Here is a 20,975-nt window from a genome sequence, read left to right on the forward strand (position 1 = left end):
TTTTTGATGATTTTTATGATTGAGTGCCACTAATGTAGCGCATAATATCATCCAGAATTACGATACGTTTAGTCAGTTGATGTGGAGCTATTGCTGGGACCCAAATAACATTTCCCCATATTGCGAAGCGGTCTGCTTATGAACGACAGGTAAGACATGAGAGTACGTATCTAACGTTACTCTGATGTCTGAATGTCCGAGGATTTCTTTTACAATTTTAGGGTTGATGTTCTGAGCGAGCATGAGGGAGGCTACAGTGTGTCTAAGATCATGAAAACGAATCTGAGGAACATCTGCTTTAAACATAAGTCGATAAAAGTTGCGGAGTAAATTTCGTGGATTAATTGGTTTACCTGAACTTGTACAAATGACCAAGTCGTGGTCTTCATAGTCAAAGTTAGCTGCCAGCTTTTCTTTTATATTGATTCTTTGTTGCTTTTTTAGTTCAGGTATCAATTGCGGGACTAAAGTGATCGCTCTTGCACTTGATTTAGTTTTCGTAGCTTGTATTAAAGTTTTACCATTGTGACTTAATGTCTGTCGAACCCGTAAGACATTTTCATCAAAGTCAATGTCTTTCCATCGCAACGCGAGTATTTCAGATTGGCGCATTCCTGTAGTTAAAGCGAGCAGAAACACAATGTAAAGAGTGTCTTCTTTTGCAGATTCCAAGAACTTATTAACATCGTCGAGGTTCCATACTTTCATTTCCTTGTGATGAACTTTTGGTGCTCCTGCATCTTCAGCTGGATTATATGCTAAATATTTTCGTTTTACTGCCGTTTTGAACGAACTCTTAATGAGCTTTTGGATGTCCTGTATAGAACGTTCTGAAAGGCCAGTCTCTTTCAATAAATGTACATAAAACTTCTCTATTGCAGCAGCCGTGATTCGCTCCATTTCCTGATTTTCAAAATAAGGTTGTATGTGATTTACAATGTTGGATCTGTATGTTTTATAGGTCACTGATCTGAGTGTAACTTCTTTACTTGGTAACCATTCATTTTTGAGGAAGTCCACGTATTTCAAATTACTCTTTTTGACATATGTGTTCTCATCAACTTGCTGCAGAATTTTTCTCAATTCTCTTAGTGCTTCTTTTTCGGTTTTAAAGCCACGTCTTCTAATCTGTCTTCGTTTACCGTCTTCATCTTTTCCGGCACTAACTACGAAGTACCATGTTCCTGTTTTTTCATCCTTGTGAGCTTTCATCTGCATTTTTCATACCTCCAATTTTTTGAACGCAAAAGAGCAGGAGGCTAGCTCCTGCTCTGCTTTAAATGATTGTTACTTCTTTAGTGTTTTTTCACTTTGGAAGAATTACGACATCATTCTACTAACCTTCTTTATTATTCCTTTCTGATATATTCTCTTAAATAATGTAGATTTAAAGTTGTCTTACATACGAATAAGGTCTAATATTGAATTTAGATTTTTGTTTATTTCCTAATAATAATCTGAAATAATATGATTTAATGTTGGATTATTGATGTTTATTACATATTGTCATTAAATTTCGGAGGTTTTTTATGAATTCAAATGATATGAATAAAGAAGAAGTTCTTAATTGTTTCAACACTTTGTTGAAGGATACAGATGAATTTGCTTTGAATGAGTTTGGTGAGTTCTGCATTTCCGAAAAGGGGGAAAAGAAAGTAGTAGCTAACTTTTCAGTCATTCCAACTAAACAAGTGATGAAATTATCTGATAACGGCGCTCCTCGACCATATAAATTTGAAATGACAGGTTTCATAAATCAAGGTGGAATCAAAGAGAAACTTACATCATTTGAGGTTCTGTATAATGAATTTAGTAATGATAAATGGATATCTAAGAATATCCCTTTTGGTATTTTCAACTTACCTCGAAAAACAGCATATATGCACTTGCAAAGATTCATTCTAACAACTCTTGATTCCTCAAAAGGCTTAATTGAGTATGATAATCCCGGATGGCACTATTATGATTCTCAGTGGTTTTATTTGCATAGTGCTGGGGTATTCGGACCCTTAAATAATGTTTATACAACAGATAAAAATAGTTTAATTGAAATCGATGAAAACTTATCGAGAAAAGAAGCATTTGTAACGACTTTAAAGATGTTAAGTTTTGTTGAGGGGAAGTTGACCCATGCTTTACTGGGTTTTCTGTTGACTTCTTTGATTACTACACCTCTAATGAAGTCAAAAGTTTCACCAAACTTTTCTTTATGGATTTATGGCCAATCTGGTACAGGAAAGACATCTATTGCTAAACTCTTTACTCAAATTTTTTACCATGCGAAAATTGTTCATGTTTACGATATGAAAAAAGACATTCAGTCTAATATTGGCGCTAAAGATAGTGTTGCTATATATGACGATTATGGTACTGCTAAAACTACTCAGTCCAGTTACAGAATGGATGAGAAAGTGGAGGAGATCATAAGGGCCATAGGGGACAGAGAAGTATCTACAAATTTCTCTTTTATTCCTGAGGGTATGGCTATGTTTACTGGGGAGAGATTTTTGGCAAATCAAAGTAAAAATGAGTCTTCATCTGCTAGGCTAGTTAGAGTTAAGATGGATAATGTTTTTAATAGCAAGTTATCAGAGAGTTATGATTCCAGTAGAGCTATTGATTTTAAATATTATAGCTCTAGAACATTTCTCCCAACTAGCATTGCTGGATACTTAGAGTGGCTTAGTACAGAAATGAATAACAATTTTATTCAAAAATATAGTGATGATTTAGAATCTATAAAAAGTAAGTTATCAATGCGGGCTCACCAACGCCACATTGATAGTATTGCTCATTTGATTAATTCTTTTAATTTTTATCTGTCCTACGGTTTTCAAAAAGGATTTATTACACCTGAACAATTTGCGGAATTTAAGAACGCAGGGGAGAAACATTTTAGACAGTTACTTGAAGAACAGAACAAAGTAATTCTAAATACGGAAACCGAAGAGTTTTTGTCAGTTTTAAAATCAGTTATTGAAGATGAGGAGATGCCTATAAAAATTAAAGATCGACCTTACGGATATTACTTTACAACAGAACCAATGGGGATATTAGATTTGGAGAAGAACACGCTTAGTTTGAGTTGGCAAATAGCATATGATTTGGTTTCGGAGAGGATAACTTCCCAGAAGGAACGAAACTATGAATTCATATCAAATAAGATGCTAGGGAAAGCTCTTCGTGAAGCAAATATGATTTTGCCTGGTCCACAGGGAGTAACCAAAGTTATAAACGGACTAAAGGCTCGGGCAATTCAACTCAAAACTGAAACAATCCCTGAACTTGTAGAAAGTATTGTTAGTATCAATGAGAACTCACCATACTTAAAAAGATTACGTGAGATTGAAGAGGATTATTCAAATTACGATTATTAAATCGGTGTTATCAGTGAGCTGCTTCATAATATATGTGACCCGTAAAGACACTATCTTATTAGTGTCTTTACGGGTTTTTCTCTTATAAATCTTCTTAACTATTGAATTATCAAGACATATATTTTTTTTCATTAACTCATCAACACAAAAATAATGGATGCTAAGATAACTATACCCTTATCTTACTTAGTATCTTCTAGTGCCCATAATTCTTATAAGTAGAGGGGAATACGATGTATATGTTTGATACGATATATATATACCATCAATTAACCAGAGTTGAGTACAATGATCTTTTTAATCAGTTAAATAAATTAAGTTACGAATTAAGTGGGAAGAAGCTCTATAGAGATCGCGATGATCGTAATGCTCATGTAACCAATTGTTTGTCTTCTATAGGTATACAGTCCATTAGATTAAGACATTATAAACCTGTTGGTTATAGAGCTGTAGAGGTTCTTCTGAGACCAAGACTGTTAGTCGAGCCAGGTAATTATATTGATCCATTTCATATTAAAGATCTGGAAACTTTACGGAAGAATTTTAATGTAATAAACAAACCGTTTGGCTTGCCAGATTTGCTACTATGGAAAACTAAAAGGATTGACGCTGCAATAGACATTTTATTGAGTGGTGAAGATATTTTTAATTATATGTTCCTTTTAAAAAAATGTAATATACCTGAAATTATGAAAGATAATATATTGACAATTAAATATCTTGAATCTCCTCACAATGTCTATTTAAGTTCTAAAAATATTACTGTGAATTTCTATTGTCGTTATACTGCTCTAGTTAACAAGGTAAAGGAAGGCTTATTAAAAGAAGAAGTTGATATTTCTAAAGCAAAAAATAAACTTCGTTTAGAAGTTCAATATAAAAAGTGTACAGGGAAGTTGTATAAATTCTTAAACGCAGAGTACAGCCGTCATCTTATAACAAAATATTATAATGAAGTTATTGGAACAGGAGATTATTACAAATTAGATGAAGCATTATCAATAGTTGATTCTAAAATTTCGGGACCATTAAGTAGGACGAGAACAAGAATGTTTATAAAAGGTATAGCTAAATACGGGACGGTTCACAATGCAAAACAAGTGTTTATACAAAGTAACAAAAAGAGTGGAAATTTAGCTGTAAAGGATTTCAATAAGTATATTCATCTGCTTAATGGAATTGGAGTAAATCCTGTTACAATTGCAGAATCCATGAAATTAAATTCTTTAAAAAATTTGAATTCGAGAATATCTGAGTATTACAACCATCTATATATAGATAGTTCACATTTTTGAAAGGGGATGCTTTTCAAGCAATCCCCTATTAATAGACTGTATTAATCTTTCTTTGTTGCTTCTTTTATTTCAGAATACTTATCGTTTAATTCTTTGGCAGTCTTCAAAACATCGAAACGATTATCCAATGTTTTGGTTACCGCATCAATGGCAGAAGTTATGACTAAGTCCCATTTTCGATTCATGTCTCCGTATCCTCTCTACATTTATTTAGTAATTCTTCTAGTGGAATTAATTCCTGCTAATCCGGTTCCGAATAAGTAACCGACGGCTGTACCCGCACCAGGGAGGATCATTGTTCCAATTGCTGCTCCAGCACCACCACCAGTGAGAGCGCCTGCTGCTGCAAATGCTAATGTTGTCACGTTATTGATAAAAGTATTGCTCATAAAGTCTTGTCACCTCCTTTCATGAATTCAGAGAAAGTTGAGGTCTAGTTCATAGAGTTATACAACAAAAAGGAGATGCCAACTAACAGCATCCCCTTTACCATGAACTAACCACTTCAGCAGCGATCTTACTTATCAATAGTCAAATTACTAGCATCTACCCAATTCGAAGCTTTATACCTAATACCAGCCATCATAGACCAGTAATCAACATCACCATCTTTTACCCATAGATTATCTTTACTTTCCCAATATACAAGAATACGTCCTTTATTAATTTTTTGAACTTCACCGTAAAAGAATCCTAACTTGACACGATCCCCTATTTTAATAGTAACGCCTTGTTTAGAGACAGGCTTATTTGAATCTGCCTTGGGCTTACCATTCTCTTGTGGGAGTGTGTTGGACTTATCGTCTGAGTTTATTGGCAGAAAGTAATCATTATACTCTGTAGGCACATTTCCGAAGTAACCTTGATATAAAGCTATAATCTGGTTTTTTTGATCCCATATAAGCTGTAATCCTAAATTATCACTAACAAAGCGTAGTGGAACCATGGTTCTTCCGTCTAGTGTAGTAGGAGCAACATCAAGCTCAACTTGTTCTCCGTCTACAAAAGCTTTACGACTATCAAGGATCAGCACAACTTTTTTTGAATGCAGGTTTATGGTTACTTTCTTTTCTGATCCGTTCCAGGTGGTGCTTCCTCCAAATTCTTTGATCAAATTACTAATGGGTAGGAGAACTCTATTGTTGACCAAAGTTGGAGCTGCATATTTGACTGGATCAATATAGGTTGAATACTCAGCATCATCTACAAACATTCCAGCATCATTTAATTTTAAAATGATTCGCTTATTGGGAATTTCCGTTGCAGCCGAGATTACACTGGTTCCTAACAAGATGAAATTAAGGACTACAACAGCGCCTAGAATAGTGATATATTTCTTTAACATATGATTATCATCCTTAATATAGTTTAGTTTGTTTTCTTGCTTTTGGCTTGAAGCAAAAATCCAATTCCTGACAAGACTGCTGTGGACGAACCAATCATAGCTGCAATACCAATATCCCCATACATCATTCCTCCTAGAGCAATACCTACGACACCTACGATTAGAAGTAAAATAGCGATTGTTTTCATTGTTTGTTTTCTCCTTTATTTAAGTTTGTTAGTAACCATAATTAGATGGGTGTATGTACCACCAAGAGCATTATCGACTTCCATACGTCCAGTTGGGAAACCTGTTAAGGTAACCTCGTTTCCTGTTTGAATATCTCCGCTAGATACTGTGCTGAAAAACTCTACAAAGGTTCCGTCAGTAGTTTGTATTAGTACATCCGCTGTTCTGATGTCTTCACTTCCGGGTGGAAAATCTGTGACATCTTGCACAATTCCAATAAAGGTCAGTGTTTTCCCATAGAAATTCCATGGACTTTTAACAACCTCTATAGGGGATACTGCCTCTCCAGTTGTTAGAGGATTCATTTCTTTTACCATGTCCACAGCCAACTGAACGTTTCCGTTTAGTAGAGCATCTGGCTCGCTTTTGTTCCAGTTCAAATCACCGCTTTCCTGTTTAAAAGAAGATTCTTCTTCAGACATACTCACTGCTTCTGTTCCTTCTTTTGGTGGTGTAGAGGTTCTTACTTCAATATTTTCTCCCACGGCTTGTTGTTCGTTCTTAGGAGAATCGTTTGGGGATGTTTGAGATTGAGCGACTTCCTTAGTTTTATCAATTGAAGAATTTGCAGTTTCTTTCGTGTCAGATTGATCCGAATAAATTCCTAGAAAGATAAGACTTAGAAGTATTCCTAAGCCGTAATAACCAAGAACTTTGCCGCGAGTTTTCTTTTCTCCCCATTTCAAAACTAATCCTGGTTTAATGAGGCCAGTGATCAAGGATGCAAAACAGAAAAGCAAAAGTAAAGTGAATACAACTAACAAACTTAACACTCCTTCATTTGAATTTTGAGGCTCGGCCTAGTCTTGAGGGTATCATTGAAATTATGACTATCAGACCTAAGACAATTGAACCACATCTGAATTATATATTGAATGAAACTAATAGTAAACAAAATGAAACTATTAGTATATTAATGCTTCGCTTCATATTGGCTAGTGTTATATATGGAGGAGATCGATATGAATTATGAGTTGTTGGGGAGCAGATTGAAGCAAGAACGTTTGAAGATGAACTTAACTCAAGAAAAGCTGGCTGAGAAAGTAGAGGTTAGTCATGCTTACATTGGACAAATTGAGCGCGGGGAAAGATCGCTGACACTGGATACGCTGGTGAGGTTAGCAAACTGCTTAGGTGTAACTGTGGACTACCTGTTATCAGATGCATTGGAGAAAAACGGGCATTATTACATGGATAAGGTAACACAATTAATGCAAGAACGTTCACCTGACGAACAACAACTGATTTATGAAGTTTTAGATTTAATGTTCACACGTTTAGATAAGATGAATTCCAAGGAATAGGGAGTAGTTTACTCTCTATTTTTTTACATAAGATTTTTTTCTCGTAGACTGGTATAGCTGTTATGACCAATAATTATGTGATCCAGCACGTCTATCCCAATAGTTTCGCCAGCTTCTACAAGTCGTTTTGTTAAATTTACGTCTTCTGGAGAGGGCGTCGAGTCTCCGCTGGGATGATTATGAGCACAGACAATAGAAGCACTACAATGCTTAATAGCAGCATGAAATACTTCTCTTGGATGAACTATGGTGGCATTTAATGAGCCGATGGAGATGACTTCTTTACAGATTACTTTATTTTTTGTGTTTAAGAAGAGGCAAACAAAGTGTTCCTTTTTTAAGAATTTGAACTCAGGTTCGAGGAAATGGAATATGTCTTTAGGAGATCGAATGCTAATTTGTTCAGATACTGGTAGTGTTAACAACTTTGCAAGTTTCAGTATGGCATTCAATTGACGAGCTTTACTCAATCCGATTCCTTTGATGTTAACTAGCTGTTGCTCTGAAATGTTCATTAATGCCGTTGTAGTTGGGTATTGCTTAAAAAGCTGCTCAATTGGGATGCTGTCTTGATTTACACTTAAGCAGACTGAGATCAGCTTTTTTAGCTCTTCATTGTAGGATATGTTTTTCAAGGGCAAGCCTCCTATATTTTTGTGTAATAGTGTTTAGGTAATTTGTATTATTTAAAAAGTTAGGTGGATACAAATATTATAGGTATCAAGGTAATAATATATATTTAAATTTATAGTGATTACAATATATGGAACGCATGTTTGGGAGGAAAAGGTAAATTAATGTCGAAATTATGACTTAAGAACCATGCTTTTTAAACTATAAAACTAATTCTATTTTAATTTAAGTGATGACTCATTCTACGTAGGAGGGAATAATGAAGCAATTAACTAAAAGGGCGAGAAATCTTATATTCAAATTTGATCTCACCCACGATTACTTGAAAACTGAAAAAACTGCGATGACGTTGAATTATGAAGATGGTAAATATAGACAAAGTGAGATCGTTAGAATAATAAGAGAATCCGTAATTCATTTTGCGCTCACGAAAAGAGAAATAAAAAAGTACAAAGAAGACGATGATTTTGGCGAGATGCAAAGAAAGGCTTGGGAAAGAATATCAAAAGCTCAAAAAAATCAAAAGGGTGATTTTGGAGAATTGCTTTTATATATAATACTGAGTGTGTTTTTTCCATCTGAAAAGTTTGTAACTAAAGTCAGGCTCAGAAGTTCAACTAAAGACCAGATAAAGGGGTTTGACTGTGCACATTTTTCGATTGAGGATGAGGATGTATATCTGTGGTTAGGGGAAGCGAAGTTCCATCAAAGTTTTAGTGGAGCAATTTCAAATGCAATAGAGTCTATAAAAGAACATTGTGAGATTGATTATCTAAGAGACGAAATCAGCATTCTATCCTCTAACATCGAGCTAAATGATAACTACCCGGAATATGAAAAGATTAATGATATTTTAAATAGCGGAGGGACTTTGGACAAGATTAAAATTAGAATTCCTGTGCTTTTAACTTATGATTGTAAAGTCCTTACTAATCACAAAGATATTGAAAGTGAAACTTTCATTGAAGAAATGACAGGGGAGTTTCTGAAGAAATACAAAAAAATAGAAGATTTTGAATTATCGTCAAAGCCTAATATTGAAGTTCTTTTTATTATTATGCCTTTTGAATCGGTTGCATTTATAAAAACAGAGCTAGAGAAATTAGAGGAAGTGATGAGATGAATTTATATAGTAACAGGGTACTTTCTACAACCCAATTGTTAGCAGAATTAAAACAAAATGCATTCTTAAGTAATTCACAATATAAGTTTATGTTGGAGACTGCATATAGTTTACTTTCTTCTGAGAATGATGAGGAGTACAATTTAGGGCTATCTATCATATGTCATATTGCAGAAGCAAAGCCAGACGATAGATTCATACATCAGCTTTTGTTTGATTGCATCATCGAATCCAGAGTATTTCTTTATCATGAAATGTTTAAGAATCTTAACGAAAGTTATGCTGAGTATGTTGGTCATGGTTTCCTGGACTCTTTTGTACAATCGTTTTATACCCTAAATACAGGGACTGTCTTGACACGTGATCAAAAAATGTTATTTGAAGACTTCAAAAAATATAAAAGATTGGTCGTCAGTGCACCTACTTCATTTGGTAAATCAAGAATTGTCTCAGAAATAATTATTCAAGGAAATTACAATAATATTGCTGTGATTTTACCTACAATTGCTCTACTCAATGAAACGTATCTCTCATTCAGGAAAAATCTTGCAATACGAGAACGATATAATCTAATTAACACATCAACTCAAGAGTTTGGAGATACAGGAAATATTTTTATATTGACTCCAGAAAAAATGGATTTGTTGCTAGACTCACATCCAAAACTACGTATAGATTTCTTCACAATGGATGAAATCTATAAAATACAGGATGATGATGAGAGACGACATGTATTTACACATTGCTTGTATAGGTTATCCAAAATGGCCGGAGACTTCTATTTAATAGGGCCTTATTTTAAGAACTTCAGCAAAGTATTTCTTGACCGTACTAATGCTGTTTTCAGAAGGTATACTGCGGAGATTGTTCAGAAGGATATGATTGACATCTCTAGTTTGGAAAATAAAAAAGAATTTAAAATTTCAAGACATACGTTCAAAAAAATGGCTGATGACGATAAAAATCTAATCAATATTACTTCTTTAATTGATGGACAAACTTTGGTATATCTGGGTAGAAAAGATACGGTTGAAACTAGAGCTAAAAAAATTGCAGAGAAACGATCTGATATTTCAATTCACAATGATTTAATTGACTACATAAAATCAACAATAGATGATAACTGGTCACTTGTGAATTGTCTAATTAAAGGAGTAGCATTCCATCACAGTTCAATTCCCAAGTATATTCAAACCGAGATAGTGGATGCTTTCAATAATGGAAATATTGATACTCTGCTATGTACATCTACTCTAACAGAGGGAGTAAATACCTCTGCAAAAAATATAGTAATTTATGATAATCATAAGGGGGGGAAGTTGCTAAGTGGGTTTGATGTGAAAAATATCAAAGGTAGGGCGGGGCGTTTTTTATCACATTTTATTGGTCGTGTTGTTACATTACAGCCAATAAATGAAGAAGAAGAGAAACAAACCATTGAATTTAGTTATTACGATAATATTTCTTTAACTCCTGAAGAAATAATACAGGTTGATAAAGGTGATTTATATAATGAAAATTTAAAAAATAGAGAGAAGATGGAGCAGCTCCTTTCGCAGTGGAATATTACATTTGAATTAATCAAGAAAAATAAGTTTATAGCTATTCAGAATCAAATTTCTTTAATCGATTATCTAAGAAATAATATAAATCTTTTAAAGAAAATTGAATTTACTACTCAATATCCAAAAAAGGAACAGTTAGAATTGATTTTAGAGACTTGTTATTTACATTTATTTAACGAGAGAGATCAAAATGATAGAAATTTCTCAATTGGTAACTTAATCAGACTAACTAAATTTTATATCTACCAATCCCCTTCTATAAAAGAATTGATACAGAATCAGAATGGAAAAAAAATAGATACAAGAGTTAGAAGTGCATTTGCTTTAATTACTAGATATTTTGAATTTTCTCTACCTAAATATTTTACAGCCTTTGAGAATCTTTTTAACTATGTTTATCTTGAAGTTTATAGAGTCAAGGATGCAATCAGTTTAAAAGCTTTAATCACTAAATTGGAGTTCGGTTCAAATGAAAAGCACGAAATAGTCTTAAAAGAGGCAGGAGTACCAACAGGTATTATTAGTAAGATCTCAAGTGGATTAGTTGATTGTGACAACATTACAAAAATAAAGGTGAAAATAGCTTTGGATCCTAGTGTAACTAATTCATTGTCTAACTATGAAAAACTAATTTTGAGTAAATATGTGTAGTTGTAAATGTTAGATTTGTAGATTTACGAAATAGGGGGATACTATTATGATGAATGAGTACGTAAGAGTTATCACTGATGAAATTTCAGATTACAGAGAAGGCGAAATCGCCATTATTGATGAAGAACATGTTGAACGTTGGTTATGGCAATTTACGTCAACGGATAGACTTATAATTGCAAGAGAAATGGCACATATTGTGAGCAACTTTTATCTTACAAAATCTGAAACAAAAACCATCATTAAAACGATACTGCAAGAGAAAGAGTTGTTCGGGGATTTGAAAAACGCTCCTCAGAAAACAAAGTTTTTAAACATTCAACAAAACGGAAGAAGTCAAATCGAATTATTGGATTTAGTAAATGAAATTCTAGTTGAAGATTATAATACTAGTCTTGATGATTTGGGAAGTACACCAAATAGGTATATATATTTTGACGACTGTTTGTTTTCAGGAAAACGTTTGTTCACGGACATCAGACATTGGGTAGAAGAAAACAAGGAGCTTGATGTTGAACTGCAAATAATTTATATTGCTTGCTATTCTAGAAATTATTTTAGTACAAAAAAGAGGATAGAAGAATTAACAAAGGATACACAAATAAAAGTGAAATATTTTGAATGGGTAGAATTTTATAACTACCATAAAGAAACATTACAAAAATATGAATGTTGTTGGGCAGGAGAGCCTGGAACTCATAATGAAGATTTACAGAATTACATAGCGGAGTTACACAGACAGTGTGAATCTAAGAATAGAGGTCCTCGACTTTTTAGAGGGGAATCGATTGGATTTGAGGAAACTATATTTACTAGTCTTGAGGGAAGAAACGTTGTTGAACAGGCTTTCTTAGAACATGGTTCAGCTATTGTAAGGCTCTCTCGAAACAATAATCTGTTAATGAGACCATTAGGTTTTGAATCATATGAAAGTTTGGGATTCGGAGCTATGTTTATTACATATAGGAATATAGCGAACAATTGTCCACTCGTTCTATGGTGGGGAGATACTACTTATCCTCCTTCTCACCCTTTTAGTAAGTGGCATCCTTTATTCCCTAGGCGAATAAATAATTAATTTGACACAAAAATTGTTGTAAATTAATGTATGATAAATTCAAGGGGCTTTTATAAATTTCGTAGGTGGGGTTGAATGACAAGAATATATTCAAGAGACAGAGCTATCGTATTCAAAAAAACGAATGAAGAGTTTGGTGGTCTGTCAAATATGGCACCTGGATATCCTTTGGAGATAAATAGAATTAAAATTCGCACTTCAGAAGCCTTATATCAAGCTTGTAGATTCCCTCATAATATTGAAGTTCAAAGACTTATCATATCAGAGCGGAGTCCGATGACAGCGAAAATGCGGAGTAAACCTTTTAAAAGTGAAACTAGAAAAGATTGGGATGATATTAGATTACTCATAATGCGTTGGTGTTTGAGGGTCAAGTTACTACAAAATTGGGATAAATTTCATGAGCTTTTGATTTCAACAGGTGATTTACCTATAGTTGAAGAATCTAACCGAGATTCTTTTTGGGGAGCCAAACCTGATGAAGATGGACGACTAGCTGGGACTAACTCATTAGGAAGATTGCTAATGGAATTAAGAGAAGAAACAAAGACTTATGATTATACGAAATATAACTTGAATCCTCCTCAAGTTAGTGATTTCTTTCTTATGGGAGATGAAATTCCTGTTATAAGTGCAACGCTTTTCAAATCAAAAGCTGTAGATAACGTTAAAAAGAAGACAGAGTTTGTTAATGACAGCCAACTTGATATGTTTGATTTGTAAAATGAATTAAAACAAGTATAGGATACCCCTATACTTGTTTATCATTACTTAGTATTTATAGTCTATTTAAAATAAATTCTACTTCAATATGTAAAACATTTTCTTCTGAAAGTAATTCTTTTAGTCGGGATTTAGCGGAATAAGCCTCAATATCTTTTAAATCTTTTCCCTGATTCTTCAGAATCGAGAAGTCGTATTGACAGACTTTTTGAGAATTATCAATATCCTCTTTATGAGTAATTCTAAAACCTTTTTGAGTATTACTTTTTCTTTCAAAGTACCATTCCACAACCGCGTCCTTCAGATTTTCTATGTGCTCTCCACAACTATCACATACTACAGATTTTGTTTTAGTCAGAATAACCAAGTCCTTTCATTTATCAATTTAAGTTCTATGTTTATAGCTAATACTACTCTACTCTGTAGTCTAGTGTAAATAATATGAAACATTGTTTGCAACTTAAAAAGTAGAGAAATGGTTTGATTGTATTTGATTTTCAGTCCGCCATCCTACATGTTACAATTCATGTTAATAATACAATATAAGTGAGGTATTTAAATGAAGGAAATTAGTCAACTACATTTTGAAAGTAATCCCCCTTTGTTGGTATCGGAGTTAAAGGAACGAAGTACCGATTTATACTCAGTTGTGCTCTCAGTCTATCGTAAGACAAAAGATATTTTGGATACACGGGTTTCACAAGTTTTTCCTGATTATACACTTCATAATGTTAACCATTCACTAAGAATTATAAATTATATGGGAGAGATCATTCCAAGTATAGAGCAACTTTCTGATCTTGAAATTACCTTTTTGATTTGTTCAGCGTTGCTACACGATATAGGGATGGGAGCAACATCTAGTGAAGTTGAAAGGATAAAATCAGGAGAGCTCAGTTATAAGGACTTTAGTTACGAAGCTTTTCTAAAAAAGTTTAAAAATGACCATACTAAAGCTGTACAAGATTACATAAGAAGGGTTCATGCTTTACGTTCTGCTGAATACATCAAGAAGGAGCTTAAAGACGTACTCATTGTTCCAACTATGCCAAACACTAATTTTGATGAAGAGGTTTCAAAAATTTGTCAGTCACATACGGAGGATATAAGTTGGATTGAAAAGAATTTAACAACGTATTCTTTAAAGGGAAGTTATAAAATAAACTTGCAATTTTGCGCAATGGTGTTAAGACTTGCAGATTTATTGGATTTTGATAGCGAACGAACACCACCCAGTTTGTACAAGGTGTTGGAACCTACAGGCGTTAGTGACCAGGAATGGAAGCAACACTTTAGTATAGATAACTCTAACAAAATTACACTTGATAGCACAAAAGGTTATAAGATAATAGAGTTGTTTGGAAAATGTAGTAACTCCATTATTCATCGAAAAATTTTAAAGTATTTAGACTGGATAAATGATGAGATTGAAAACATAAATAAAGTAACTAGCAAGATGGAAAATCACTATGTCGTAAACTTTAAATCACAAGTTAGAAACGAGATACAATCAGAAGGATATACCTTTGCAGATTTAAGGTTTATTATCGACTTCAGACAAATAACGAACTTATTAATGGGTGAGCAAATATATGGAGATAAAAAGAATGGATTACGCGAACTAATTCAAAATTCTATTGATGCTTGTAAAACTAGAAAAGAGATCGAGGATAAGCATAGAGAGTTTGGAGATGAAGAGTACGAGCCAGTAGTAAAAGTAATATTAGATCAAGATAAGAATCAAGTTATCATTAGTGATAATGGTAGTGGTATGAACATTGAAATTTTAAAAAATTATTTCCTGAATGTTGGATCTTCTTACTATACATCGGATGATTATATGTTAAAAGGTCTGAATCATAAACCTATAGGGAATTACGGGATTGGTTTTTTAGCTTGTTTCATGCTCTCAGACTTGGTTACTGTTAAGACTCGTCATTTCGAGAATTCTACTAGGTATGAGGTTGAATTGGCAAAGGAAGATGAGTATGTATCCATTAAAGAAAGTGAAGATGTTAAACATTTCGGAACAGATATTATTCTTAAGTTTGATCAATTCATACAGGTGTGGCCTGAAGGTATGAAGGAAATACAAGAGTATTTAGAACTTTATTTCTTATCAGATGAAGTCAGTATTGAACTAGTAGACAAGGCCAGCAAAACAAAAAAAACTATTTCAAACAGTCTGGTTTCAATAAAACAGGATGTTGGTCAAAAAGATACGATAATTGATTTATCTGAGTTTTTAGACGGTGTAACTGGGGAAGTGATCGTTAAAAATCCTAATAATATTTTATTTAACTATTCTTTTAATGATATCTCTTTGTTGGGCGAGCCTTATTACTATAATGAGGAAATGATTAATTTAGAGGATTCTGAAATAAAAATTTTAAGTCTAGTTAGGGATGGTAAATTAAAAGTTGTTAATATTCCAATTATCGAACATGGCGAACGTTTAGAGCGACTTATAGAGGCTTTTAATAATGTAAAAGAAGGAATAGAGCATTATATGGAGAAGAACAATTTTGATTATATAACCATTTTAGCTCCTCCTGAGAAGATTGAAACAGCATATAAAGGAACGATATCCTATGATGATGAAATAATGGATGGATTAGAATTTAAAGTGCTGTATAATTACGGGCAGGATAGAATGTGTGATCATTGTTTAGTTGATATTGGATTATTTAATTTATTTTCCCTCCCTGGAAATAGTGCTTTTTTAGAATTAGTTGATAGATCACCCAATGAATTTAGGTATTTTAGAAGTAAGGATTCACATGATTTCAGACTCTATGTTAAAGGCGTATATGTTAAATCGTTTAAAATAGTTTTAGAAAAAATGCTTTATGATCTTAAATTTGAAAATTTTAAAGTCAATATTGTTAAGGATAATATTATACCTAATGTATCGAGAGATGGTATTCAAGAAGAAATCGAAAATAACATTAGTACTGCAATTTATCAGGCTATTTGCATAGGGGTATATCAAAAAATAGAGGATATAGTTGAAAAAGAAACCTTACTGCAGTATATTAAACAGTTTAAGAATACCGAGACCATATTTATGAAAGAAAAGTATAAAAATTTGATAAATTAATTATAAAATTTTGGTCACATTTCTGGTCACACTTTTTCTTTTCCGAGCAATACGCTAAACTGTACGTAGAAACAAAAAAACAAAATAAACGCTTGTTACTTAAGGCTTTCCTCTGCGTTTACCTTAACGTTCAGAATCCTATCGCTCCACTGGCAGCGATGAGGTCAGGGGTTCGATCCCCCTAGGCTCCATACGTAAAGAACGCCATCACGTCATGTGATGGCGTTTTTTCTGTAAGTCCTTAACAAGGGTTTGCTTAACCCTCTATACGCTTTCACTTAGCGAGGTGTTCGACAAACCTTACAAAGATAGCAGCGACTTCGGCGCGGGTAGCAGGGGCTGTAGGAGCAAAAAGATTATCGGGATTGCCTAGTACAATACCGATGCCCCGCAGCGCCTGAACTTCCTCCAACGCCCATGAGTTGATTTCACTCTCGTCTGCGAAGGACTTGGAGTGGCTTTCAGGTAATTCATAGCCCTTGTACTTCATGTAGTTGTAAAGGATCACTAACATCTGCTCGCGCGTCATTGATGAATGTGGGTCAAACTGCTCTGTGCTTAAACCATTGACTATGCCTTTTTCGGCCGCCCACTCGACTGCCGCCGTGTACCACTGTCCGTCCGTCACGTCTTTAAAACGGGAACTCGTGTAGTCGGCGTGTTTTACGCTCTCCAGATTGGCCAGTACCTGCACGAACATTGCGCGCGTCATAGCGGTACCCGGTGAGAACGTCGTAGATGTCATGCCGTTGAAAAGGTCGTATGTGTAGGCAGAATTTACATCGCTGTAGAACCAGTCGTCCATAGTGGTATCGCTAAAAGGATTGCCCGATACGACAAGGAAGCCGAGCGGGGTGGAGTCATCGAATGCAAGCTCCGCAGCCTTACGGATGTTCAGCGACATGTCGTTTTTTAAGCCAATACTTGCTCCGTCTGGTCCGACCACAACCATGCCGTCGCTCCGTATTTTCGATCCGTCATGGATATGCACTTGATTGCCGTTTGGCAGGTTCACGTGCGCTTCTTTGCCGTCTATTGTGACCGTACCGTCGCTCGCGATCGTCGAGCCGCCCGGAATGGTTACTGTGCTGTTGCTGCCGGGTAGTGTCACTTGGGCGCTCTTGTCCGCTGGAATGGTCACCTTACCGTTTGAGTCTATCGATGTGCCTTCAGGTACATTGATCTCCGTCCCGCGCTTGTTCACAATCTTGCCGCCGCCGGGCAGGGTGGTATTGCCGTTTTTATCCGTGACTGCCGGCTTATCCTTCGGTGTATTCACGGTGTAGGTCGACTTCGACATTCCAGCGTCTGTCCCGGTACCCGTATTGTCGGTGTTGCTTGTGTTACCACTGTTGTTTGTATTACCGGTGTTGCCCGTAGTGCCCGTAGGGCCACCAGAATCAGGCACGGAAGGCGTTGTCGCGGCCGTCGGCATGGCCGTCACACTGACCTCTGCGCTGTCGCCCTTTGCGTTCACCGCGATGATTTTGAAGCTGTAGCTTTGACCGTTTGTCAGATTTTTGAAGGTATAGCTGGTATCCGCCGCACTCAATGTGACTGGTGCTGCGTTGCCATACCACACCTTGTAGCCCAATATCGGGCTTCCCCCGTCGTCAGCAGGAGCAGTCCAGCTCAATGTGACCCGTCCGTCACCCGCAGTTGCCTTGAAGCCGCTTGGCGCACCGGGCACAACCGCTTTTCTCTGCGCAAACATCCAATCAAAGACATCTGTGTAGTCATTGTTCCAAGCCGGCAAGTTAGAGGACTGCGCCGTAGGAGCCATACTCCAACTTCCCATCGTTATTTGGTTGTAAAGAACCGCCGCTTCAACCTCATGCGCTATATAATCAGCCAGAACAGGTGTGTTGGCAGGATTAGGCCTCAGATTCGGCTGATCAAATTGATTGTACGGCCACGTAAGAGCCTCATTACTTTCAAAGCGTGAAGCCCTCGCGTTGATCATTTTCGGCATATTGTTATTGATGAAGTTATTGAGGTTAGTCTGGTAGCCTCCAACATTATGAGCATTTAGAAACATCCAATAGGCCAGGTTGTGGTGAGCGTCATTGTCCTTAGCGTTCGGTGAACCGCTTACCGGGGCCATTGGTGCGGCGGCGGCGAAGAAGCCAGGGTAGCTGTTAACCAGGTTGTTCGTATACTGGCCGCCCCAGGAGAAGCCTGCCGCGTAAACACGGTTAGGGTCTACTTCGCCGCTGGCAATCAGGGCGTCTATGACCTTCTTAACATTCTCTGTGGAGGGAACAGATACGCCATTATAGGAAATATTCAGTACATGGCTGGCGTACTTATCGGGATTTTGCTCCATCTTTTTCATTAGAGCGACCGAGCCATTGGCTGATTTCATGGCCGCTTTTTGGTCTGCCGCAGCGTTTGTACCGCCGCGTGACATGCCGTGGGTATACACATACAGCGGCAATCCTTTCATCACGTTACCGTCTTCATCCTTGTGAAGGTAGAGCGAACGATTGACCGAATTATCCGTGAATGTTGTAAATTGATCGAGGATTGGATTCACAACTTTTTCTTGTTCAAAAACCACGTTGTGAAGCGGATTTCCTTCTGTCAATACGATTTCGCCTTTTTGGACAAGGGTGTAAACCTGCTTTGTCGAGTTACTGCTGCCATCCAGTGTTGTATTGCCGCCGCTCTCTGAATAAAACTCAGACTCAACGACGATGTAACGGCCGCTCGCCAGTCCGTCCTGATAATCTGGTGAATTGCTTACCGGCCCCACATAGCCCCGTACCTTCGGCTCGTCATTAGCGTATACCCTAGTAATCTTGCGTGGTCCTTCAAAGGTAACCGCTTCACCGTTCAGGGTTGTGTTCCTGGCCGACAAGGTAAACAAGCCGGGATGAAGCTCGGAGCCTAGCGCCGCCTTTCCCTCGCCTAAGTCAATGATGACAGCCGTTGTGTACTCGCCACTGGCAAAGTTGTCATTCCATACGATAAAGGGGAGTATGCCCGCGTCCGGATCGTTTTTGAATGTCACATGAATGGTATGGTCGGCTTCAATATTCGTAAAGGTATAAGTGCCATCAGTTAGAGCCACGATCTCGCCGTCTACCGTTACGGTATCCACAACTTTACCGGAGTCGGGAGCAAACGTAATTTCTTTGTCAGAGCCCAGGTCTACTCTCAGAACATCGCCGGGTGGGCTCGACGTTATTCGGCCGCCCGGACCTGCCGTTGCGGTGATTGATAATCTGGTGTCCACTTCATCGGCTGAGATGAGCTGCAGGCTGTCTGTAAATGAATCAGAGCTGGTATAAGCCGCGTCCGGAACTCCAAAACAGGAAACGACTTCATAGCGGTCAGCCCCGTTTTCCGTTGAGTTATTGATATAGACCTCAAAGGTAAGATTTCCCTCCTGTAAGGTCAAATTTCTTTTGGGTATTCTCATTTCCACGATGTATCCTGTTTCCGTAACCTGTGTCCATGCAGCTCTGCCTGGAGCGGCTTGACCTGAAAACACACCCGTCGCGCTGACGCGCCATTGGTTAGAGCCGCTGCTTCCGGTACCCACATAAAACTCCAGGCTGTCGTACCGGTGGTCTCCGCCAGCTCCCTGATATAGATTACTATCATTAACAACAACGCGGACATACAGGAAGTCATGATCCCAAAGGATTCTGGCCGTGCCCGTGGCATGGGGTCTTGGGTCGGTGGGCACAGTGCTTTTGTTGATGTGATGCTCCATGGTTTGGCTCCAGAGGGGGTCGTTTGACCCGAGTTCGGGAGTTCCAAAAATGGCGGTCGGTGCTTCATTTGTTACTACTGCGTTTTCAATGTTGTCTTTGTCGGCAGCAGCATAGCTCGCAGGCATTAACGAGGCTGCCATGACCAAGCAGCAGAGGAACGCGAGCAATCTTCTAAAACGTTTGGGCATAAATGAAATCCTCCTTATTTTTCGATCTGGTGCGCTAAGGCTTACCCGCATCCTAACAGGACACGTTATGCATTTGACAAGCGCCCAACTATATATATTATGCTTATCAAGGGTTCAACCCTTTAATTTAATCATAGAGCGTATTTAGAATGAAAACGATTACTTCGAAAGGATAGGGATAGTGCTGCAGTACACGTCAAATTTCAAATTGAAATAAAAAAATCCACGTTATTAACATCATAGTACATTGAATTGAAATATCTGAACACGTAATATGAGAAGAAATGTAAGCGCATTCATTTTGTAGAGTTATTCTATATAAGTTGAACGATTTATTTACACGTGAACGGATAGGACAGAAAAAACCTGAAAAAGCGGAGCGGTCGCCTTTATCACCGGATTTTCCCCTTTGTAAAGGGAATTGAAAAAATCTGGGGATAACAGCGATTGGAAGGTTATTCTGTCATTGGAGTGGATTGTGTAAAATCTTTAGTTCAACTTATATAGCTCCTTGAGTGAGGTGGTCTTGTTTTAAAGGTGAGTTATGGCTTTGTATGCTTCTGAAATTTAAACGAGGGGAAGAATGCTATGCGAAAGCGAATGACAAACATAACTTTGGTTTTACTTTTGACTTTTAGCAGCT

17 protein-coding genes are annotated in these 20,975 nt (G+C 36.7%); 8 read left to right on the plus strand and 9 right to left on the minus strand.

Features of this window, described 5'->3' with window-relative positions; translation table 11 throughout:
• Positions 1-87: 87 nt before the first annotated feature.
• Complete coding sequence (locus tag HNR77_RS00530; RefSeq protein ID WP_184179642.1) at positions 88-1,218, minus strand: site-specific integrase; 1,131 nt, start codon at positions 1,216-1,218, stop codon at positions 88-90.
• A gap of 311 nt (positions 1,219-1,529) precedes the next feature.
• On the opposite strand from HNR77_RS00530, the gene HNR77_RS00535 reads away from it, so the two are divergent.
• Positions 1,530-3,377, plus strand: coding sequence for a hypothetical protein (locus HNR77_RS00535; protein WP_184179645.1), 1,848 nt, complete (start codon positions 1,530-1,532; stop codon positions 3,375-3,377).
• 239 nt (positions 3,378-3,616) lie between these two features.
• Positions 3,617-4,672 (plus strand): hypothetical protein, encoded by a 1,056-nt coding sequence (locus tag HNR77_RS00540; protein WP_184179649.1) that lies wholly within the window; start codon positions 3,617-3,619, stop codon positions 4,670-4,672.
• Positions 4,673-4,713: 41 nt separating this feature from the next.
• On the opposite strand, the gene HNR77_RS00545 is transcribed toward HNR77_RS00540, so the two are convergent.
• The 5 genes from HNR77_RS00545 to HNR77_RS00565 all read right to left on the minus strand — a co-directional run bounded on the left by HNR77_RS00545 (position 4,714) and on the right by HNR77_RS00565 (position 7,009).
• Complete coding sequence (locus tag HNR77_RS00545) at positions 4,714-4,857, minus strand: hypothetical protein (protein ID WP_184179652.1); 144 nt, start codon at positions 4,855-4,857, stop codon at positions 4,714-4,716.
• A gap of 21 nt (positions 4,858-4,878) precedes the next feature.
• A complete protein-coding gene (locus tag HNR77_RS00550) occupies positions 4,879-5,061 on the minus strand; it encodes a hypothetical protein (protein WP_184179655.1) in 183 nt (60 codons plus the stop codon).
• Positions 5,062-5,189: 128 nt separating this feature from the next.
• Positions 5,190-6,017, minus strand: coding sequence for a stalk domain-containing protein (locus HNR77_RS00555; RefSeq protein ID WP_184179658.1), 828 nt, complete (start codon positions 6,015-6,017; stop codon positions 5,190-5,192).
• Between the two features lie 23 nt (positions 6,018-6,040).
• Positions 6,041-6,205: a hypothetical protein gene (locus HNR77_RS00560; RefSeq protein WP_184179661.1), complete on the minus strand. Its 165-nt coding sequence runs from the start codon at positions 6,203-6,205 to the stop codon at positions 6,041-6,043.
• A 15-nt stretch (positions 6,206-6,220) separates the two neighbouring features.
• Positions 6,221-7,009 carry a hypothetical protein gene (locus HNR77_RS00565; protein ID WP_184179664.1) on the minus strand — a complete coding sequence of 263 codons (789 nt, stop codon included), beginning with the start codon at positions 7,007-7,009 and terminating at the stop codon, positions 6,221-6,223.
• Between the two features lie 198 nt (positions 7,010-7,207).
• Here HNR77_RS00565 and HNR77_RS00570 point away from each other — a divergent pair, with 198 nt between their 5' ends.
• Entirely contained in the window at positions 7,208-7,549 is a 342-nt protein-coding gene (locus HNR77_RS00570) for a helix-turn-helix domain-containing protein (protein WP_184179667.1), read from the plus strand.
• A gap of 23 nt (positions 7,550-7,572) precedes the next feature.
• Here HNR77_RS00570 and radC read toward each other — a convergent pair whose 3' ends face one another.
• Positions 7,573-8,184 carry a RadC family protein gene (radC, locus tag HNR77_RS00575; protein ID WP_221443634.1) on the minus strand — a complete coding sequence of 204 codons (612 nt, stop codon included), beginning with the start codon at positions 8,182-8,184 and terminating at the stop codon, positions 7,573-7,575.
• Between the two features lie 257 nt (positions 8,185-8,441).
• Here radC and HNR77_RS00580 point away from each other — a divergent pair, with 257 nt between their 5' ends.
• The 4 genes from HNR77_RS00580 (at position 8,442) to HNR77_RS00595 (ending at position 13,322) form a co-directional block, all read left to right on the plus strand.
• Positions 8,442-9,305: a HamA C-terminal domain-containing protein gene (locus tag HNR77_RS00580; protein ID WP_184179670.1), complete on the plus strand. Its 864-nt coding sequence runs from the start codon at positions 8,442-8,444 to the stop codon at positions 9,303-9,305.
• A gap of 35 nt (positions 9,306-9,340) precedes the next feature.
• A complete protein-coding gene (locus HNR77_RS00585; protein WP_221443635.1) occupies positions 9,341-11,521 on the plus strand; it encodes a DEAD/DEAH box helicase in 2,181 nt (726 codons plus the stop codon).
• Positions 11,522-11,570: 49 nt separating this feature from the next.
• Complete coding sequence (locus tag HNR77_RS00590; protein ID WP_221443636.1) at positions 11,571-12,599, plus strand: phosphoribosyltransferase-like anti-phage protein; 1,029 nt, start codon at positions 11,571-11,573, stop codon at positions 12,597-12,599.
• 75 nt (positions 12,600-12,674) lie between these two features.
• Entirely contained in the window at positions 12,675-13,322 is a 648-nt protein-coding gene (locus tag HNR77_RS00595; protein WP_184179679.1) for an NADAR family anti-phage protein, read from the plus strand.
• Between the two features lie 55 nt (positions 13,323-13,377).
• Here the strand turns inward: HNR77_RS00595 and HNR77_RS00600 are convergent, their stop codons facing one another.
• The gene (locus HNR77_RS00600; RefSeq protein WP_184179682.1) at positions 13,378-13,611 is read right to left on the minus strand and encodes a hypothetical protein; all 234 of its coding nucleotides are present in this window, start codon (positions 13,609-13,611) and stop codon (positions 13,378-13,380) included.
• A 270-nt stretch (positions 13,612-13,881) separates the two neighbouring features.
• Here HNR77_RS00600 and HNR77_RS00605 point away from each other — a divergent pair, with 270 nt between their 5' ends.
• Positions 13,882-16,422 carry an HD domain-containing protein gene (locus tag HNR77_RS00605; protein WP_184179685.1) on the plus strand — a complete coding sequence of 847 codons (2,541 nt, stop codon included), beginning with the start codon at positions 13,882-13,884 and terminating at the stop codon, positions 16,420-16,422.
• 274 nt (positions 16,423-16,696) lie between these two features.
• On the opposite strand, the gene HNR77_RS00610 is transcribed toward HNR77_RS00605, so the two are convergent.
• On the minus strand, positions 16,697-20,332 hold the full coding sequence (locus HNR77_RS00610; protein ID WP_184179688.1) for an S-layer homology domain-containing protein: 3,636 nt from the start codon (positions 20,330-20,332) through the stop codon (positions 16,697-16,699).
• Between the last annotated feature and the right edge of the window lie 643 nt (positions 20,333-20,975).

Origin of the sequence: Paenibacillus sp. JGP012 (assembly GCF_014203995.1) — a bacterium.
Classification (GTDB): Bacteria; Bacillota; Bacilli; order Paenibacillales; family Paenibacillaceae; genus Paenibacillus; species Paenibacillus silvae.

Bases quoted from the DNA above. Each gene is read 5' to 3' on its own strand.
- HNR77_RS00540 (WP_184179649.1), top strand. From the start codon at position 3,617: ATGTTTGATACGATATATATATACCATCAATTAACCAGAGTTGAGTAC.
- HNR77_RS00535 (WP_184179645.1), top strand. From the start codon at position 1,530: ATGAATTCAAATGATATGAATAAAGAAGAAGTTCTTAATTGTTTCAAC.
- HNR77_RS00610 (WP_184179688.1), bottom strand. From the start codon at position 20,332: ATGCCCAAACGTTTTAGAAGATTGCTCGCGTTCCTCTGCTGCTTGGTC.
- HNR77_RS00595 (WP_184179679.1), top strand. From the start codon at position 12,675: ATGACAAGAATATATTCAAGAGACAGAGCTATCGTATTCAAAAAAACG.
- HNR77_RS00560 (WP_184179661.1), bottom strand. From the start codon at position 6,205: ATGAAAACAATCGCTATTTTACTTCTAATCGTAGGTGTCGTAGGTATT.
- HNR77_RS00580 (WP_184179670.1), top strand. From the start codon at position 8,442: ATGAAGCAATTAACTAAAAGGGCGAGAAATCTTATATTCAAATTTGAT.
- HNR77_RS00570 (WP_184179667.1), top strand. From the start codon at position 7,208: ATGAATTATGAGTTGTTGGGGAGCAGATTGAAGCAAGAACGTTTGAAG.
- HNR77_RS00590 (WP_221443636.1), top strand. From the start codon at position 11,571: ATGAATGAGTACGTAAGAGTTATCACTGATGAAATTTCAGATTACAGA.
- HNR77_RS00530 (WP_184179642.1), bottom strand. From the start codon at position 1,218: ATGCAGATGAAAGCTCACAAGGATGAAAAAACAGGAACATGGTACTTC.
- HNR77_RS00545 (WP_184179652.1), bottom strand. From the start codon at position 4,857: ATGAATCGAAAATGGGACTTAGTCATAACTTCTGCCATTGATGCGGTA.
- HNR77_RS00555 (WP_184179658.1), bottom strand. From the start codon at position 6,017: ATGTTAAAGAAATATATCACTATTCTAGGCGCTGTTGTAGTCCTTAAT.
- HNR77_RS00605 (WP_184179685.1), top strand. From the start codon at position 13,882: ATGAAGGAAATTAGTCAACTACATTTTGAAAGTAATCCCCCTTTGTTG.
- HNR77_RS00550 (WP_184179655.1), bottom strand. From the start codon at position 5,061: ATGAGCAATACTTTTATCAATAACGTGACAACATTAGCATTTGCAGCA.